Below are 19,234 nucleotides of genomic sequence, written 5' to 3' on the forward strand. Positions count from 1 at the left end.
CTCCGTCCGATCAGTACATTGTCGTTTGTTTACTGCCCCAGCGATATTTTCCTTGCCCTGAGTCTTCGTTCTTTACTGAACCTGTACCAGACAGTATATATAGCTTCAAGAATCGCCCATACCTTCATGCTCATGGGTACATCCGGCATCACCCACTGGCCATATGTGCGCGGAGGTACCTTTTTCTTAAGGGATGGATCCAGAATTACATCCGCCACAATCACTCCTTCCTCCACGCCGAGTTGCGCCTTTAATGACCCGTCTGAATCGGCAATGGCGGAGTAGCCGTCAAAATGAGTGTCGTTTTTAATAAAAGGTAAACCGGGGACCGTGGCCAGCCATGGTCCCGAGTGATTGCAGTGTAGTACGGGTATTCCCAGCATATTGGCATAGATTAGAGGTACCTGATGCAAAAAATCGTTTATTACGGCAGCCGACTTTGCCGGAACAACCGTGCTGGCTTCAAGTATCACAGCGGCGTGAGGCTGCAGTAACAGGTCAATAGACTGCGCATACATATTTCTGGCTGTGAAGGCAAAGCGGTTTTCATAGCAGATGGCCACCCCGATTTTCCCCAGCTGACTATGTATAACATGCGGCCCGACTTCGCCTCTGAAAAAACAGGCTTCTGCCACAGCCGGTTTCTGCTTTCTCACGCGCCCGTCTTCTAAACCGTCGGGATTTGTGAGCACAAAGGTGTTATAAAAATCCTCCCCATCAGCCTCAAGAAAACTGGTACCCAGCCATATTCCCAACCTTTTGGAGTTCGTTTTCAGCCATTTAACGGTTGGCCCCTCAGTGGGTTCAGCGGCATCCCATATCTCTTGTGTATAGCTATATCCGGTAGGCATGAATTCGGGCAAAAGGATCAGCCTGGCTCCACGGGCTGCCGCTTCTTCTACGAGGCTCATGGCATGCTTGAGGTTCTCGGCTATTTTGCCGTCCTGTGAAGTTACCTGTACAGCGGCGACGCGCAAGGATCTTTTTGTTGCGGGCGGCACTGATTTTCCCACCATGGTCACTTACTCCGTTTCTGTTAATAACAATGCGATTTCACGCAGCCTGCAGTTCCACCCTTTCCGCGCGATCTTTGTCACGCAGGTAGAAAAACGATCCTACAAAGAACATGACTCCGCCGAAGAGCATGAAAATGGGCAGCAATTGAAACGCCGTTACCAGGTTGATCCTGTCGGAGATTATCCCGACGAATAATGGCCCGAGGGAAGCCCCCAGCAGGTTCTGTATCAGGTTGGCAACTCCCATTGAGGTGGAGCGCAGGCCGGGGTGCACTACATCCTGTGTTACCGATGTCGCGCCACCGTTGTACCACGGTGCAAAAAATCCCATCCCAAGCAGGCATACATATTGTGGGGTTCCGGGCGGCATCAGGAAAGCTGTGAGCAGCAGCGAAGCGGTAATCACCGATGTAAGCCCAGGGATCAGCATACGAGCCCTTTTTACCCGTTTCCGTATGATGTCGGTGACTATACCGCCGATCGGCGCGCCGATTATAGCCAGGAGAAATATACCCGCCGACTGCATGGCGGCCGCTTCCATATTCGGCTTGTCCATCAGTCTGTAGAAGTAGGTCGGCAGCCAGGTTATCAATGCCATGGAGACAAAAAGGTTGCCGGTAAAACCCATGAAATTTGAGACCAGCGAAGGTTTGCTGAAGATATCCTTTACTACATCCCCCACCCGCATCTTCACTTTTTTCCCTGCGTCCACACCGGCAGCAATCGTTTTAGTCAGATCGACTGTTTTATAATCCTTGAGCGTGAAGAAGAATAGCAATCCTATAATAAAAGCGGGTATTGCCACGATGCCGAAGGCGTAGCGCCATCCCAGGGACTCCGCAATAACGCCACCTACCAGTGAACCTACTACTGCCCCTATGGGAACAGCCGCGGTCCAGATACCGTTCATGCGAGCGCGTTCTTTTTCCGGAAAATAGGCGGATATAAGTGCGGTGCCTCCCGCACCATAGGCCGACTGTCCGATGCCCATTACACACCTGGTAAAAAATATGGCTGGGAATGTCCTGAGAAATCCTATGAGGCTGCAGGCAACGCTCCAGGCTACGGTAAACAAACCGATACCTTTTGTCCTGCTCCAGCGGTCCAGCAGATAAGCGATAGGCACCGCAAATACAACCAGCGACCAGTATATAGCGGACACTAATAGAGCCAGCTGTGTGTCCGTCACACCGAGGTCGGCTTTCATAAAGGGGAAAAGGGCGGTGACAACCATGGTGTCAAGGTTATCTGCAGCCTGTAAAAGAAAGAGCAAAACAAATAAATAGGTAGCACGCCCTCTTCCAAAGGCGAATTCAGCCTTTTGTTGTGACAATTTTCACTCTCCTTCTCAATTAATCTCACCCTCGGATGAATTGAGATCGCGTTATATCGTTGAGCATCATTGGTTATCCCAGGCCGCCCAGCCTCCAATCGTAAATCTTATAAAGGGCCTTGTATGCATTTATGCCGAGATACATCGCCGGGGCTGAGGGAACGTACAGGGCTTTCCGCCCGATCAGTACACTGTCTGTCAGATCGGACTTCTCGCACGCCATCATGGCCGCTATTATCTTGCCTGCAAGCTGGGCCGGCGCAAGGCCGCAGCCGTTATATCCCGCGCTATAGTAAATATTCCCGTGTATTCCCGTTCGGCCCATGAAAGGTAGAAAATCGAGCGTAATGCCGATCAGTCCACCCCAGGCATGGGTCATGCGTATTCCCTTGAGAAAGGGGAATTTCTTTACCATCAACTCGTACTGCCTTTGAAACGATTGATCCCGCCGGCTGTAGTCTTTCTCGTTGTTATAGTAATAAAACACCTCGTTTTCGTTGAAGACGAGCCGGTTGTCAGCGGTGAGGTTGCGGGCCCAGTAGAGATTTGTCGCGCCGAAAACGTTGCCCCTACCACCGGGATACTGGAATGCCTCCATCTGTGATCTACTTAGAGGCTCGGTAGTTATAACGTAGACATAGAGCGGCAGCACCTTGTAACGTAAAAGATTGAGCGGGTCGCTGAAGGCGTTCACTGCCAGGACGGCATCATCGGCGACTACGCGGCCTCCGTTTGTGTATATCAGTATCTTGCGAGATGTGTTTGTGCCCGGTACCATGCGGATGCAGCGAGAATTCTCGTAAACTTCAACGCCTAATGATTCGACGACACGCTTCATCTCGCGCAGGAATTTGACAGGATCCATGACCCCCTCGTTCGGATAGCGTAGGGCGGCCTTGATGTCCAGGCAACCGAACTGCTCACGAGCGCGTGTTCCTTCGTACCATTCAATGGGAGCATTGGCCTGCTCGCAGTCCTTCGCCTCCTCTTCAAGGCGTTTGGCCTGCGCATCGGTCTCCGCAACCATAAGCCTTCCGGCTCTATCGTAATCGCACTCGATTTTGTGCTCCCTGATCAACTCCTCAACGAGCTCAACGCACTGTTTCATAAGGTGCTGGAGCTGCATCATTTTCTCTGTTCCGAACTTCTTTCTGAGGTTGCTGTAGTTGTGGCCCATATTGCCGGCCACACCACCGCAGTTCCGCCCTGAGGAGCCGAATCCGATATATTCCGCCTCCAGCACGATGACGCGTTTTCCGGGGAACCGCCGTTTTATGAAGTAGGCCGCAGCAAGGCCGGTGAAACCCCCTCCCACGATGGCTACATCCGCTTCCTGGTCGCCCCACAGCATCGGGCCCGACCTATAAAGGTTGTCGAGCCAGAAAATGTCTCCGGGTACAACCTTCTCTTCCCTCATAACCACTCTCTCTTTCATCATTGGACTCGCATAAACACAAGAACGCAGAACGAAGCGCACCATAGCAGGGCGTAAATCCCGAGGCTGGGCACATTCATTGAGCTGAATTTATCGCTCAGCTCCTTCGATGTATTGCCCGCGAATATCTTGTGCTCGAGCCTGGCAAAACCGGAACCGTAAAAGACCAGTAGAAAGAGCCACTGCGGTACTACCGCCAGTACCGGCATAACGCCAAGCTTTCCCGTGAATAAAAGAAAAGCGAGATAGGCAATGCCGGCCAGCATGGCGATTATGTACACAGAGTTGAAGATACGCGCAGATCTCCTTGTTTTACGGAACTGCACATAGCTCTTCCTGAACATCTCCGAGTTGCCGGTTTCAAAAAACCATGACTGGAACGGCCCGAGTAAAAGAAATTCGCCCAGCATCTGGCCGGCGGCCAGGCCGGCCGTAATTGCCGAAAGCAACCACAACAGTGAACCTGTATCCATACGCCCCTACCTCAGCTATAGTTGTTTATTTATAGCAGGCGACTTCCAGATGCTGCCGCGGCAGTCCCTCGATCACCTGGCAACCATGTTCGGTGATGATTATCAGGTTTTCATAGTGGAACATGCCCGTCTTGCCGTCCCTGTGCCAACCGTCCATCATTCCGGTTACTTCCAGCTCCATGGCCATACCCGCCTGGAGGATCGTCTCCTCGGTATGTGAAAACACCGGCGGCTCATGGACGTCAAGGCCGATACCGTGCCCGACCATCTCAATGCAGAACATACCGTTATCGGTCTGCGTCTTGGCTACGGCGTCGTAGACCACGCTGGCGGGAATACCGGCTTTGGCCACGTTGGCCCCGGCATCGAATGCCTTCCAGGCGATCTCCATTCCGCGCTTGTAATTCTCAGGCGTGGGGCCCACGTACACAAAGCGGCCCATGTCCGCCCAGTAGCCTTTGTACCTGCAGGGCATGTCGAACGACATGTAATCGCCCTTCTTGATGACGATGCCGTCCCAGTGGCCGCCGCAGTCGATGACGCCCTCCTTCATATCGCCGCACATGATGTGGCCGGATTTCATCCAATCGGCGCCGTTCAAGGCCGCAGTCGACATGTAAATACGGAGCAGATCGTTCTCCGTCATGCCCGGCCTGTATCCGTCCACGATGGCGCCGAAGGCCTGCCGGTGCACGGCGGCTGCGTGGATAAGGCGGTCGATCTCCAGCGGAGATTTAATCATCCGGCATCCCCAGATTACCATGTCGCCGTCGACAAACTTGGCTTCGGGCAGTGAATCGATGAGCAGCTTGATATCGTTGTAGGGGCGGGGAATAAAACAGTGCGCCAGGGTGCCCATCTCGAGGCCGATCCTGGCCTTGCCGTATCCCATTTCCTTGACAACCTGGGCCACCTCGCGCGGGAGGCCTCGTTCATTCTGCGTCTGGTGCGCGTCCACCTGGCCGCGTATATCGCGTATCCAGCACTGGGCCTCGGCGCTCCACCTGAAGAACTCCGGTATGATGATGAGCGGCTCTCCAGTGACCGGGATGAGGGTGACACAGCACTGCAGGCTGGGGTTGAACCAGTGGGTGGAGGTGAAGCCTGCGAAATAATGGCAGTCCTGCATACTCCAGAGCATCAGCAGGTCGACGCCCTGCTCCTTCATGAGTTTCTGAGCCTTGGTAATCCTGGCACGGTGCTCGTCATAAGGAACATCCGCCAGATGCGGCGTGGGTCCGAATACGTCATACCCCTTCGGTTGCGGTGGTTTGTTGATTGTCATATCTCTCCCTCCTGATTTATATTTTTAAGACATGTGGCTCTTATGTTTTAAATAGCTTTTGATGGTGTTTGTACTGTTTTCAATCTCTCCGGAATAATATCCCTCCTGAACACATCTTCTATCGTTTCGGCTTTCTTGATGATCTCGGCACTCGATCCGTTTACCAGAATTGTTGCCGGGCGCGGCAGCGCATTGAAATTGCTGGCCGATACCTCCTGGTAGGCCCCGGTATCCAGTATGGCGATGATATCCCCTGACTTCAGTTCAGGCACGCGCACCTCAGGGATCATGCGGTCACCGTAGCACGACCTTCCCACGATATCGGCGGTCATTACAGGTTTTTCCTCCGGCTTATTGGCCCAGATGAAGTCGTGCAGGTGCTGTTCGTACGCGCCTCCGGTGAGGAAGAAATAGGTCGTATCAAGCAGCACCCAATTCCATACGATGGGCTTTTTCTGGTGCTTGGTTTTCAGTACCGTGCTCAGATGTATCCCGGCGTTGCCATACAGGCTGCGTCCCGGTTCAACCTGAAAATGCAGCCCCTTCATATTGAGTTTGTGCTTGAGCATCGCCTTCCTGAAGGACCCCATGGTTGCCTCAGCAAAATCTTCAATTGTGGGCGCCAATTTTTTATTCGGCGTCCTTGTCAGGATCAACTGCATCACCGTTGAAAGCGTCTTGTACCTGGCCCTATCGCCGAGTATTCTCAAAAAAGCCATTATCGGGAAGAAGATCATAAAAAGGGGCGCGTCAAGCCTGTTCATCATGCGGCCGAAGGGGTCCCTGGGTATGGGGAATCCACCGCCGATGCTGACTTCTTTCGGCTCATAGCCGTCCCATTCCTTTTTCAAGGTGGCAATCAGCTTCACATATTGTTGCATCATGCCCTGCCAGTACCAGAGGGTATCATGATGCCGGCCGGTATGAAGGTGAAAACCGACAAGCTCCACGTTCTTCATCTTAAGCGCCCGTTTGCCGAGTTCGATAACGTGCTCGGTGGGAATACCGTTTTTGTACGCCTGGGTCCCAAGGTCGATGGGGACCAATTCGAGCGTGAAAGCGGTGGGTCTCCATAAGTTGGGAAAGTCCGGACGGACCCGGAAACGGATCTTTGCCTTCATATTCAGTTCGTCGGCGACTTTCTCAACCAGGTCGAGTTCATCGACATCGTCCAGCGTTATGCGGCATCCAGATTTTATGCTGTTGCGGATATGCTCTTTATCCTTTCCACCTCCGTTTACAGATATAACCTCGGGATCTGCTCCCGAATCCAGCGCCGCCCTGAGTTCACCGGGAGAATACACATCGACCCCGGCCCCTTCCTGTGTAAGAATCATCCTGGTGGAAAGGGTCACATTAGCCTTGATAGCCGGCATAACAGTCACGCGGCCTTCAGGCCAGTTGATTTCAAACGCCTTCTTGAAACGCCGGATATTGGAGCGCAGCATCTTTTCGGAGAGGACAAAGATAGGTGATCCGAATTGTTCAACCAGTTTCACCGCATCGCACTCCTCCACATACAGACGCCCATCCCGGACCGACAAGCTCTCGTCAATTATTTTCGCTTCGTTGCCCACGTGAAACCTCCTCCCGATATCCTGGGTTAAAACCCTATCAGCTGAATTCTTTGACTACCCCATCATCGAGAGCGAATATTCGCTCTCGTATATTAAAAAAATTATATCCTCAGCAAATTCTTAAGCGCATTGAGAATTTTATCTATCTTCTGGTCCTCCGTCAGCCGTTTTGTTGAATCCCCGAAAAATGCGTCGAACCGCCGGGCATGGTAGTCGGAGACCAGCGAATAGCTGTAAAGCATAATATGGCTGTCTAACAAATGGGCAACCACGTCGATCCCCAGGCCGGCATCTATCTCCCCTCGCTTAACTGCCTTGCCGACCAGGTCCACAAAGAACATATTACCTTCGTATTCAACTTTTTCGGTGATAGCCGCGAAGCGGTTCATATTGCCTGATCCCAGGTCAGAATATATGGAAAGCATGTCCCTGTGTTTCCTGGTAAACTCTTTAAATCCATAAAGAAGGTTACGGACCGCGTCGATCAGGTTGTCCGTTTCATTTGTATACTTCAGGTACAGCTCCGCCATCATTACTTCAACACCGTACTCCACACAGGCATAGAACATGGTCTCCTTGTTCTTGAAGTATTTGTAAAGTGCGCCGTTAGATATACCCGCCCGCCGGCAAATGGTTGAAATGCTGGCCGCATCATACCCTTTCTCGGCGATCGTTCTGATGGCGGAATTAAGGATGCGATGCTGCTTGACTACAGGGAGTTTCTTAAATGCCTCATACATAACAAACTATCTGGAGAGTGACCGTTCACTCTCCGCGATAATATATTAAATTCTTATGGCTTTGTCAATACCCCGGGTTAGCGAACCGGCAGAAATGCATATCTTGGTGACGCTGCAATCTCTGCATACGTCCCGGGGGTCAATTCGACCAGTGTAATGTGTCCGAGCGAAGAGATCATCAGGTCACGCAGCGTATAGCGTTCCAGGATTGTGTGATAAAACTGCCCTTCAAGCAAAAGAGACACGAAACCGTGAACCAGACTCCATACGTTGATGGCCTCCACGTCCGATGGCCCGGGCCGCAGCAGGCCCGCGGCCTGGCAACTTTCCACTATACAAACGAGCTGTGAGAAGCACTTATTGGACAACTCGACGAATTCGGAATAATCCTTTTCCCTCTCCAGCACACTGGACAAGGTCACTTTGAAATGAGCCGAATCGCTGAGCGCAAACTGAATGTAGGCCCAGCTGGCTTCGATCAACTGCCGCACGGGTTTGCGCTTATAACGCCTGATCACGCGCTCCGTATTCTCACAGATTATACGAAAGCCCTCCGTCGAGATGGCGGCGATAAGCGACTGCTTGTCGGCAAAGTGCGCATAGGGCGCAGTGTGACTGACGCCTGCCTTCAGGGCAACCTTACGCAGGCTCAGACCGCGAACGCCATCCCTGGAAAGGATCTCGATTCCCGCTTTAATCAGGGCGTTCTTCAGGTCACCGTGATGATATCTCTTGACCGGCACGTGGAAATAGTAATGTTTTATCTTGACAACGTCAAGATTGACCATTTATAATCTTGACACTGTATAGTTAAGGCTTGGAAAGGAGGGAGAAATGAAGCCGGATGAATTATTAAGTCAACCTGTGGCGCTTCCCGATGGGATAGACTACGACGATTACATCATCGGGACGTATACTATCACCTATCCCGCGATATTTCCCGTACCGAAGCTGGCCCCGCTGCTGGCAATTGAGCAGAGCACGGGTACCTGGGTCCCCGTACCGGGAGAGACGCCTGAAGTGAGGAGAAACCATGTTGCCAAAGTAATCGGTGTGTATGAGCTACCCGATTACGAATTCGAGATTCCCGCCGGGGTACAGGATAGAAACTGGATGGTACAAATAGCCTTTCCCGAAGTGAATATCGGGCAGCAGATCCCCATGATGCTTACGGCGGTAGTAGGCAACATCTCCATGGGAGGCAAGATAAAGCTTGTAGACGTCAGGTTTCCCAAAAAATACGTAGCCGGATTTAAGGGGCCAAAATTCGGTATTGAGGGCATCAGGAAGTTGCTCGGCGTGAAAAAGCGGCCGCTTCTGAACAATATGGTTAAACCGTGCACCGGCTATCCTCTGGAGGTGGGCGCCGAGCTTTTCAAGCTGGCTGCCATGGGTGGCTGCGATATCGTCAAGGATGATGAATTAATTGCGGATGCTTCATTTAACTCAATGGCGGGCCGTGTGAAACGTTATATGCAGGTAGAGAAGCAGGTTTATGAAGAGACCGGTGAGCACACCTTATATACCGTTAATATATCCGATAGCGTGCCGAAGATCTTCGAAAACGCCCGGCGTGCAATCGAGCTGGGCGCTAATGCCCTAATGATCAATTACATAGCGGTCGGACTGCCGGTCATGCAGGCCATAGCCGAAGACCCCAGGATAAACGTGCCTATACTTGCGCATATGGATGTGGCCGGCGCCATGTATATGTCACCCTGCCACGGCTTGAGCTCACACCTGGTTCTGGGTAAATTACCCCGGCTGGCCGGCGCCGATATAGTGGTTATTCCCGCTCCTTACGGCAAGGCGCCTGTGATAATTGAAAAATTTGATGCAGCGGCCAGGAATCTTACTTACCCGTTGTACAATCTTAAGCCGACCTGGCCGATGGCATCCGGCGGAATTACACCCACTATGGTACCCCAGGTCATGCAGGAACTGGGCAATGACATAGTCATAGGTTCGGGAGGCGGCATCCACGCTCACCCGATGGGACCCGTATCAGGCGGCAAGGCCTTCAGGCAGGCGATCGATGCGACGCTCAAGGGTATTTCTCTGGAGGAATACTCTAAAACGCATAAGGAGCTTGCAGCTTCGGTCAAACAATGGGCTGACCCGTTCAAGGGATTCAAGAAATAATCGGCATTAAAGGAACTTTCAGGTCATTCTTCCTTTAAAGCGCCCGACATAAAAATACGGATTTTACGGGCTGCATGGATCACGCGATCCATGCAGCCTTTTATTATTTCAAAAGATATGAATATATTTTGCCATCATGAAACGGTGTGAACACAGCGCTCTCCCAATTGAGCTATCCCCACAAGGTATCCGGCAAAAATAGTATACTAATGACCAATTTTGACGGCCTGATTACTCAAGTGGAGGTTATTAATGGATACATCATATCTGACCTTGCAGGGCAAAGTGGCGCTGGTAACGGGAGGCAGCCGCGGCATCGGCAAGGCGATCGCCCTCCAGCTTGCTGACGCCGGGGCCGACGTTATCGTCAGCAGCCGGAAGCTGCCCGTCCTTGAAAAGGTCGCGGATGAAATCAGGGCCATGGGACGCAGGAGCCTGGCAGTCTCCGCGCACAACGGGAAAATGGACGAGCTCAAGAATCTGATGATCAGGATCAAGGATGAGTTCGGGCGCATCGACATCCTGGTAAATAATACGGGGGTGAATCCGGCGATATCGGATGTGTTGCATATGGAAGAAGCCGTATATGACCGCATACTGGACGTCAACCTCAAGAGCCACTATTTTCTCAGCCAGGCCGCTGCCAGGATGATGGTTGAGCAGGGCCGGGGCGGGAATATCATAAACATCGCCTCGGCGGCCGGCGTTGCTTTTACGCCGGGCTTCGGACCTTACAGCATGAGCAAGGCAGGCCTGATAATGATGACCAAAGTGCTGGCTGCCGAGCTCGGACCTTACAACATACGTGTAAACTGCATTGCACCGGGTTTCGTCAAGACGAGGTTCAGCGAGGCTGTCTGGAGCAACGATCAGTTCATTCAGGAAGCGATGAAGAGGATGGCCATTAAAAAGCTGTGCACACCCGAGGAGATCGCCAGGACCGCGCTCTATTTTGCCTCAGATGCATCCAGCTTCACGACAGGAGTGACACTGGTTATCGACGGCGGAGTAACACTCTGAATATTTAAAATGTAATTACATTATTTACTATCTGTCGAATGAGATTTGATGGGAGCGAGGCAGTACATAGCCCAGCCCATATATTGGTGTTGGAACTGTAAATAATCGTCCTGGTCAATACGAAAATGATTGAATACTTGTTCATAGTCAGGGTGGTTAGGGTTTTCCTCAAGCCAACGTATCAGTCCATACCAGCTATCCGAAATGTATCTGTCCCAGTCGTCGTGGCCGGCACGGATGATGTATTCGAGTTCAAAGCCTTCGTCCCGGGTAAATCGAGCTAGTTCCGCTTCCGTGTGGGTAGTGGTCTGTTTTTGGGCATATTCCGGATGTACCTGATTGCTTAGCCAGTGGGTTTCACCGATACCAAGGCGTCCATTCTGATGTACAGCCCTCTTTATGGCCTGGATTGTCTTTTGGTAGCTGCCAAAAATAAAAGTTGCCCCAATACATGTTGCGGCATCGAAAGATCCCTCTTCAAATATATAATCAGCCCCACTGGAGCAAATGATTTCGATTCGGTCCGACAATCCTCTCATGGCCAGCTTTTTCCTGGCCCGGTCGCAGAAATCCTCGCATATATCTATGCCAATACCAGTGATACCGAATTCCTCAGCCCAAAGAATGAGGGGCTCGGCACAACCACAACCGAAGTCGATGACCCGGTTCCCCTTTTTTAATTTGAGTACTCTGCCAAGTTTTATGATTTTTTCAGACGTCGAAGGGTTCAGTATCTCCATGTAGCGGTGTGAGATACCCATAATGTCAAGGAATTCCATAATTCAAGTCTCCTTTATGATATGGTACCCCCTTAGGGAAGATGATGGAGGACCTGATGCTAATCTTGCGCTTATAATGCTGGTGACAGCCCCAATTTAATCCCCATTATAAACATACTAGACTTCTGCTTGAAAAGAAGCAACAGGCAAGACTACACTTGTTGCTTCTTTTAGCTCTATTTATATTTGAACCAATGTTCTGCGGAAGCAACTCCCTCTATTCGCCTTTGAATCTATTATCCGATTTACATCTTGCCGTATTACGGGATTTATTTGATAGCCACCCTATTCGCTCAGCTGCACGACAGTCAAAATCCGGCACATAAGGCTTGATGTCCAGCAAAGGGGTGCCGTCAACCATATCCACATCTTCGATTTGAAGAATATTATCCTCGATCTCGACCAGATGAACGACAGATATACCGATCGGATTTGGTCTCGCCGGGCTTCTTATAGCAAATATGCCATGAATTTTATCGTCCAGAAAAGGTCTGACTTGAAGATCACATCTCTTGCACAAATGGAAATGGTAGATCAGGGTTATGTGAGAGAAACCTTCAATATCCTTGAGTCCCGGCAGGTACTCCCTGAACAGATCGACTGTGCCCTTTACCCCCGCCGCCCCGCTGGATTGTATCGGCATTCCACCCACCTCTTTGAACGGTGAGTGGATGATTCCAATCGGTTTATATTTTATTTCCTGCAATGCAGTGAACCAGCTACAACAAAAACGCTGAACGCCAATGCCGATATTAGGATTATAACACAGCGCAGCTTTTTCATAGCGCACTGAACGCTGTTGTGTCACTCCCGGGCAACGGACATATTATTCCACCACGAATAGTATGCTGATAACAATTTTGACGTTGGCGTAAGACTGTGAATATTTGACTGGTGGAGATAGGGGGAGATTCAAATCGTGCTTCAAGTGCCGTACAATACCAGTTCATATTGTGGAACTGCACAGAGTGGTGATTATGATTTAGGTTCAGTATTCTTTTTAGGCTTGTCCACCATCATACCTGCCAGTATCCTGGCGTTTTCGTCCAGATGCTGCTTGTCAGCACCAAGATAGTCGGCAGTGGCGTCGCTGATTTGACGAATTATTCTTTCCAGTTCAGCACGGTCATTTTTTGACAGTTTCCCAAACACAGATTGAAACAGTTCATTTATATTGGGGCCTAATTCATATAGAAGCTCTTTCCCTTTCTCCGTTATATTGACATCAACACTCCGTCTGCTGGTCTTTGAACGGCGTCTGGTAACCAATTCGCTTTTATACAATTTATCGATCATCGGAGTAACAGAATGGACTTCGATCGGTAAAAGCCGCGATATGTGGGTTGGAGACATGGGTTTCTTGTTGAACAGAAGAGCCTGCAGTGTTACAAATTGTGACAGAGTAATATTCCCTGGCTTCACGCTCTTCTCAATTGCTTTCGTCCACAGGTTCCCCGCCTGCGCAAATAAAATGACAGTCCACAGATACTCCTTGAATGGAAGATTCAAATCATAGTTTTTTTTCATGTACTTCATTTTCTTATCCGAATTCAATCACAACATATTTAGCTTGGATAAATTCAATTACATATGCATTTATTTCATATTACAGTCGGATCCTAATTAAGTCAATATCAGAATATTTTAAGCAATACAATACTTTTAAATAAATTTTACTGTCAGATAGTAAAGCAGCACATTTTAATGTTAAAGGCAGGTTACATCTAATTAGCGTATCGATATCGATAATCGATACTTATGCAAAATAAATATATTGAACCTGCTAATTTATACTATTCCAGGTGTGGTATGCTGCCAAGCCTGTTAAAAGTATATGGCTTATCGGTTTTTATGCCCGCCAGGCGCCTGGCAATATTTTTAATGTTCTCCATATTATATGCGCCCATGATGGCAATCTGCTCCATTCTGGGGGAACCTCCACCATGCACACCGGCATATTGCATGACGCCGGCACCCTCGGAACATGAAATATCCTGTACCCAGGCAAACGCCTTAAGGACATCATGAACATCCACATCCGGATTACGGGCCATATATTTCTCTATGAAGGGTCGTGTTTCTTCATTAATCCAGTCCGCATATCTGGGCAATGTAGCTGGCATACCACCCGCAACATCTGCAAGTATGTCGTATTCATGATATATATTGATTCCAGCGTGCCGGCGGCTCACGTTGCAGTACATAATATCGGGCACCCAGGTACCTGACGGAGATTGGTATCCATTAATTGCAGCCGCAATTCCTGTGCCATAACAAAGCTCGGAAGTGCACACAAGCTCGGATATTTTCTCCCTGACATGTTGCTCTTTCTCAATACCGTTGATCTCGGCCATCAGAGCAGTGGCACCCGTCAGCACATCGGTCGAAGCGGGCTTACAGCCGGTGTAGCTGTGACGATGGAAAAGCGCGAAGGTAAGGGCCATGTAACCGCCCATATCATTTTCGCCGCATAGAAAAACATGCTCCCATGGAATAAAAACATCGTCGAAAACAGTCATAGAGTCAGCTCCACCCCATGGACCCGGCGAACCATCGCGCTCGTCATAAGTAAAAGCGCTGACTATCTGCTTGACACCTTCAGCATCAGCCGGGACCACAAAAGCCACCGCCCAATCCTTATCATCCACAGTAAGTGCTCTGGTCGGCAACACATTTATCCATTCGGCAGCAGGAGCAAATGAATTGTGCACCTTGGCGCCGCGTACGATAATGCCGTCGCTCTTTCTCTCCACTATTCGTAAATACAGATCGGGATCTTTTTGTTGATGGGGCCTCCACAAGCGATTGCCTTTTACATCGGTCTGAGCACAGCATGCCACAGCGTCTGTTTCCTGGAACTTTCTTAACCATTCCTCAAATCGCCGGTAATACTCAGTCCCGTATTTTTGGTCCGTTAGGTAACAGACGACCGAATAAGCATTGGTTGAATCTATTCCCATACAGCGAGCCACACAACCTCCCACCTGATGACAGATAAGCCTGGTCATCTTCTGCTTGGACATTAGATCGGTCATGCTGCGGTGCACATTGTTAAAGCGGTTAATTCTTTGCCCCGTAAGGTGAGACGTCGCTGTGAGTATATCCTCATACTGCTTAAATTCAGGATCATCAATGATGTCGTAAGTTTTTGATAGTATATTTATGGCTCCCTGCAGCCTTGGATGGCTGCGGTCGACCAATTCACCGTCCATATAGATATTTCGCCTCATCTTACTCAATCTTTTCCTGTATTCAGTCGAAGTAATCATCTATCAGTCCTCCTTTATTTCTGCATTTAATATCGTATCAGGAACTAACTGTTGTACTATGACTTTGATAACCGCTATTATATTCAATTTCAACCAATATTGACAAACTTATTTTAGGAAACTACAATATATGACATTAAAATATCCGTAATAATAATATATTATGTAATAATATGCAACAGTGCCATAATTATCCTACGTAGCCGGCAGATTGAACCCGGGGTGGGTTTTAGGAGATATCCAACTTAAGCATGTAATTTATAAGGCAGACTTAAATATTGATGACCTGTTTTCTGGCTGTTCCGCTTTCATCGGCTGAACACTGATAGAAAATGCGCATCTTTTAGCATTGAGGAGGGAAAATGGCACGCGTTAAACTGGTCGAGAAAGAGCAAGCGGATCCAACTATTAAAGAAGTATTCCAGATTCTGGAGGACCTGAGAGTTCCCCTATCCAATATATTTAAGGCAGTGGGCAATTGCCCCAAAATAGGTCGCAATTTCATCGAGCTTGGTAATTCATTACTGAATCCTGAGTTTATTGATCCGAAGCTGAGAGAACTGGTTATCTTACGGGTTGGAAACCTTCTGCAGTCGGACTACGAGTTCACCCACCACGCACGTATCGGCATCAAGGCGGGTTTAACCATAGAACAGGTTAAAGATCTCGCTGTCTGGAAATCTTCCGACAAATTCAGTGAGATAGAGCGTGCTGTTCTGCAATACACCGATGAGGTCACCCTGAATGTCCGGGTCAGCAATAGCACGTTCGCTGATCTGCGAAGGTTTTTCGATGACCCGGGAATAGTCAAGCTCACAGCAATCATTGGCTATTACGGGATGGTATGCAGAATACTGGAGGCGCTGCAGATAGAGATGGAGCCGTGGGTAAAGTCTTTCACAACATAAAAATGAGAGGGATAAAGTGTTCATAGCAAAAATATCAGGAGGATGGAATGATAGTAATTGACAGGCACACTCATTATATTGCCAGACCCGACTGGGTTTCAGAGGCGGCTTATATGCCCCTAGCCCAATTTTGGGCAGCCAAGGAGGCTGGACGCTCTCCAGAGATGATCCTTCCAAAGCTTCTAAATGGTATAGCTGACGGCACTGGTGGGAAAATGTTCATAGATAACATGGACGCCGCCGGAGTTGATATCTCATTCGTCCTGGCTTCCGATACATGGATACGCAACAATGGCCAGGAACCGCCGATATCGTTTGATAAGCAACTGGAAGGCTGCGCGGAACTGGAGCAGGCCCATAAGGGCAGACTTTATGTCTGGGTTTACGTTGATCCGAGAAGGCCGAAAGCACTGGAATTGTTTGCCAGGGCGATCGACGAATATGGATTCAAGGGTTGCGGAGAGATTTCAGCGGAAGGATTCAACCTCGATGATGAGTTAATTCAGCCAATGTTCAAAAAATGTGCAGATTCCGGTATTCCGGTCGATATCCACATCCGTTCAGGTATGGGCGTTACAACTTTTGGAAGTGACGTTAGCGTAAATAATGCGTCGCATCCCGAGCATGTGAAAAAGCTGGCAAAAAAATATCCTGAAATGAAAATATTCATTGCGCATTCGGGATATTCGACATGGTGGCAGGCAGCCATACAAACTGCCCTTGAGTGCCCGAATTGTTATCTGGATCTTTCCGACTGGAATTACGACCTGCCCAACATGGCCGAGTTCGTGGCCAAGCTCGCTGCGATGAGGGACTCCGTGGGCGCCGAACGAATATTCTTTTCCAGCGACCAGATCTCCGGCCCACGCTTTTGCGGAGAGAAGTCGACGCTGCCGCAATGGGTGAATTTCTTCAAGACGCTCCCCGAGCAGGCCCCCAACTATGGATACCATTTTACTCAGAAAGAGGTTGATCTTATTTTAGGCGGTAACGCACAAAGACTATTTAAGCTGCCTTCTCCTGCAAAGAAATAGAATAATAATATATAGATACCCGGGAGGTTTCTACAGTGGGTTTACTCGATGGAAAAGTTGCAGTGGTCACCGGCGCGGGAGGCGGGCTGGGCAAAGCGGAGTCTTTGCTCTTCGCCTCCGAAGGCGCCAAAATCGTAGTGAATGATCTCGGCGGTAAAACTGACGGAACAGGAGCTTCCGCTTCCCCGGCTGATATAGTAGTCGCCGAAATCAAGAGAATGGGTGGAGAGGCAGTGGCGAACTACGACTCGGTCGCGACCTGGGAAGGGGGAGAGCGTATCATCAAGACCGCGATCGATACCTTCGGCAGGATCGATATACTGGTCAACAACGCCGGTATCGCGCGTAATCGTATGATTTTCAATATGACGGAGGAGGAGTGGGATATCGTGCAGAGGGTGCACCTGTACGGACATTTTTACTGCACCAGACATGCCTGCGCATATTTCCGTCAGCAACGGTCCGGCCGCATCATAAACACCTCCTCTCAGACAGGCCTGGGCAATATGGGGCAGGCTAACCTGGGACTGACCAACTACAGCGCGGCCAAGGAAGGTATCGCCGGCTTCACCCGCACCGTGGCATTAGATATGGCTAAGTACGGGGTAACCTGCAATTGTATACGTCCCATGGCCGCGACACGCATGACCATCTCACCAGATCTGCAGGCGGCCATCGAAAAAGGTTCGCAACAGGACTCAGGCGATACAGTAACCGGTCTCGAGGCGGAGGTGAAAAGGATGTCTCCCGCACATATCGCATCCCTGGTTGTTTATCTTGCCACGGATGCTGCCGCAAACATAAACGGAAAAAGCTTTATGGTAGGCGGAGGTGAAATCGGCCTTTACTCTGAACCAGAAATTGTATCCAGCATTTTCAAGGACGGCATCTGGACAGTGCAAGAGCTCGTGAATATCATGCCCAGGAGTGTTACCAAAGGTCTATTGGCAAATATATAACCGAATAAATTTCAGTTAATACCATTTCTGCACTATATGTATACACATAGCCGCTTCTTCCACGCCGATATTACCTCCACCGTTCTCGGCTAAACCGATGCGTGCCTTCTCGACCTGCCTTTTACCGGCGCCGCCGCGCAGTTGTAGACAAAGCTCGTAAATTTGAGCTAGTCCCGAGGCGCCGATGGGATGACCGCGACACTCCAACCCACCGCTAGTATTGATCGGCTTTTTACCGCCGATCCTGGTCGCGCCCGACTCAGCAAAGGGACCACCTTCTCCCATCGGACAAAAACCCATAGCCTCGGACTGGTGCAACTCAGCCCAGGCCGTAGCATCGTGAAGTTCAGCCAGGTCAATGTCCTTCGGCCCAACCCCTGCCATTCTGTAAGCCTGTTTGGACAATCTCTCGCCAATGTCTTCACCGTCCAATGACCTATCGCTGCCCTGCCCCATCACTGAAGCTATTATTTTAACCGGATGACTGTTCTTCAGCTTTTTCAAGTACTCTTCTGAACAGACAACGGCCGCTGCAGCGCCATCACCGACCGGAGAGCACATCGCTCTCGTCAGAGGATACGCCACAGCCTTATCAGCCAATACTTCCTCTACTGTCATAGATTGCTGGTATTGAGCGAGCGGATTCAAGGATCCGTGCCAGTGGTTTTTCGAGCAAATGACGGCAAGCTGGCGTTGTGTTGATCCGAACCTGTCCATATGCCATCTTGCTCCCATTGCATAAGCGTCCATGAAGATGCTCCTGCCCTCTCCCGGTGCCGATTTATCTTCCGGTAGCTGGATCTTGATCAACTTGTTGAAGTCGGTAATCATATTGATATGTTTTTCCAGGTTTTCTACATCCATGCAGGAAGCATATGCTGAAAGGGACAATGCCTTATCGGGATTGCTTAGCTTCTCCGAACCAAGTACGAGCGCTACATCATACAGTCCTGCACGGATACCGGTGTAAGCAAGATGAAGCGCTGACGATGCTCCTGCGCATGCATTCTCCACATTAACAACGGGTATCTTGTCAATACCCATGCCCCGCATGATAACCTGCCCACGTATGGAGTGCTGGTTTGAGAACATACCCCAGAAGGAATTGGAGAAAAAGACCGCCTGCAAGTCCCTTTTGCCCAGTCCTGCATCCTGCAGGGCGAGCTGTGTGGCGTCTTCGGACATTGTGCGAACGCTCCGGTTGGGCAACTTGCCGAAATTGGTCATGCCGATACCGATGATATAGACATTAGACATACGGGAT

Annotated in this window: 18 protein-coding genes; 5 read left to right on the top strand and 13 right to left on the bottom strand. The window is 49.9% G+C overall.

Annotated elements, in window-relative coordinates; translation table 11 throughout:
- Positions 1-29: 29 nt before the first annotated feature.
- The 8 genes from WC359_04390 to WC359_04425 form a co-directional block, all read right to left on the bottom strand.
- On the bottom strand, positions 30-1,016 hold the full coding sequence (locus WC359_04390; GenBank protein ID MFA5399657.1) for a carbon-nitrogen hydrolase family protein: 987 nt from the start codon (positions 1,014-1,016) through the stop codon (positions 30-32).
- A gap of 37 nt (positions 1,017-1,053) precedes the next feature.
- Positions 1,054-2,349: an MFS transporter gene (locus WC359_04395; GenBank protein ID MFA5399658.1), complete on the bottom strand. Its 1,296-nt coding sequence runs from the start codon at positions 2,347-2,349 to the stop codon at positions 1,054-1,056.
- Positions 2,350-2,422: 73 nt separating this feature from the next.
- Complete coding sequence (locus tag WC359_04400; protein MFA5399659.1) at positions 2,423-3,787, bottom strand: FAD-binding oxidoreductase; 1,365 nt, start codon at positions 3,785-3,787, stop codon at positions 2,423-2,425.
- Positions 3,784-4,257, bottom strand: a complete 474-nt coding sequence (locus WC359_04405) for a hypothetical protein (GenBank protein MFA5399660.1) — start codon at positions 4,255-4,257, stop codon at positions 3,784-3,786. The genes WC359_04400 and WC359_04405 overlap by 4 nt, the downstream gene beginning before the upstream one ends.
- A gap of 25 nt (positions 4,258-4,282) precedes the next feature.
- Entirely contained in the window at positions 4,283-5,542 is a 1,260-nt protein-coding gene (locus WC359_04410) for a Xaa-Pro peptidase family protein (GenBank protein MFA5399661.1), read from the bottom strand.
- Positions 5,543-5,589: 47 nt separating this feature from the next.
- Positions 5,590-7,119 (bottom strand): hypothetical protein, encoded by a 1,530-nt coding sequence (locus WC359_04415; GenBank protein MFA5399662.1) that lies wholly within the window; start codon positions 7,117-7,119, stop codon positions 5,590-5,592.
- A 101-nt stretch (positions 7,120-7,220) separates the two neighbouring features.
- A complete protein-coding gene (locus tag WC359_04420) occupies positions 7,221-7,859 on the bottom strand; it encodes a TetR/AcrR family transcriptional regulator (GenBank protein MFA5399663.1) in 639 nt (212 codons plus the stop codon).
- Between the two features lie 77 nt (positions 7,860-7,936).
- Entirely contained in the window at positions 7,937-8,647 is a 711-nt protein-coding gene (locus WC359_04425; protein MFA5399664.1) for a TetR/AcrR family transcriptional regulator, read from the bottom strand.
- A 46-nt stretch (positions 8,648-8,693) separates the two neighbouring features.
- On the opposite strand from WC359_04425, the gene WC359_04430 reads away from it, so the two are divergent.
- Both WC359_04430 and WC359_04435 read left to right on the top strand, forming a co-directional pair.
- A complete protein-coding gene (locus tag WC359_04430) occupies positions 8,694-10,001 on the top strand; it encodes a RuBisCO large subunit C-terminal-like domain-containing protein (GenBank protein ID MFA5399665.1) in 1,308 nt (435 codons plus the stop codon).
- Between the two features lie 252 nt (positions 10,002-10,253).
- A complete protein-coding gene (locus WC359_04435; protein ID MFA5399666.1) occupies positions 10,254-11,021 on the top strand; it encodes an SDR family oxidoreductase in 768 nt (255 codons plus the stop codon).
- 20 nt (positions 11,022-11,041) lie between these two features.
- Here WC359_04435 and WC359_04440 read toward each other — a convergent pair whose 3' ends face one another.
- From WC359_04440 to WC359_04455, 4 genes are all read right to left on the bottom strand, one after another.
- The gene (locus WC359_04440) at positions 11,042-11,800 is read right to left on the bottom strand and encodes a class I SAM-dependent methyltransferase (protein ID MFA5399667.1); all 759 of its coding nucleotides are present in this window, start codon (positions 11,798-11,800) and stop codon (positions 11,042-11,044) included.
- Positions 11,801-12,017: 217 nt separating this feature from the next.
- Entirely contained in the window at positions 12,018-12,506 is a 489-nt protein-coding gene (gene tsaA / locus WC359_04445) for a tRNA (N6-threonylcarbamoyladenosine(37)-N6)-methyltransferase TrmO (GenBank protein MFA5399668.1), read from the bottom strand.
- Between the two features lie 269 nt (positions 12,507-12,775).
- Entirely contained in the window at positions 12,776-13,336 is a 561-nt protein-coding gene (locus tag WC359_04450) for a MarR family transcriptional regulator (protein MFA5399669.1), read from the bottom strand.
- 257 nt (positions 13,337-13,593) lie between these two features.
- Positions 13,594-15,069 (bottom strand): 4-hydroxyphenylacetate 3-hydroxylase N-terminal domain-containing protein, encoded by a 1,476-nt coding sequence (locus tag WC359_04455; GenBank protein MFA5399670.1) that lies wholly within the window; start codon positions 15,067-15,069, stop codon positions 13,594-13,596.
- A 362-nt stretch (positions 15,070-15,431) separates the two neighbouring features.
- Here WC359_04455 and WC359_04460 point away from each other — a divergent pair, with 362 nt between their 5' ends.
- Genes WC359_04460 through WC359_04470 form a run of 3 tightly spaced genes read left to right on the top strand, consistent with a single transcriptional unit; the run spans position 15,432 to position 17,970 of the window.
- Positions 15,432-15,977, top strand: a complete 546-nt coding sequence (locus WC359_04460) for a carboxymuconolactone decarboxylase family protein (GenBank protein MFA5399671.1) — start codon at positions 15,432-15,434, stop codon at positions 15,975-15,977.
- Positions 15,978-16,024: 47 nt separating this feature from the next.
- Positions 16,025-17,011 carry an amidohydrolase family protein gene (locus WC359_04465; GenBank protein ID MFA5399672.1) on the top strand — a complete coding sequence of 329 codons (987 nt, stop codon included), beginning with the start codon at positions 16,025-16,027 and terminating at the stop codon, positions 17,009-17,011.
- Between the two features lie 35 nt (positions 17,012-17,046).
- On the top strand, positions 17,047-17,970 hold the full coding sequence (locus tag WC359_04470) for an SDR family NAD(P)-dependent oxidoreductase (GenBank protein ID MFA5399673.1): 924 nt from the start codon (positions 17,047-17,049) through the stop codon (positions 17,968-17,970).
- A 15-nt stretch (positions 17,971-17,985) separates the two neighbouring features.
- Here the strand turns inward: WC359_04470 and WC359_04475 are convergent, their stop codons facing one another.
- The gene (locus tag WC359_04475) at positions 17,986-19,227 is read right to left on the bottom strand and encodes a thiolase family protein (GenBank protein ID MFA5399674.1); all 1,242 of its coding nucleotides are present in this window, start codon (positions 19,225-19,227) and stop codon (positions 17,986-17,988) included.
- Between the last annotated feature and the right edge of the window lie 7 nt (positions 19,228-19,234).

Source organism: Dehalococcoidia bacterium (assembly GCA_041653995.1).
In the GTDB taxonomy this organism is placed as follows: Bacteria; Chloroflexota; Dehalococcoidia; order GIF9; family UBA5629; genus CAIMUM01.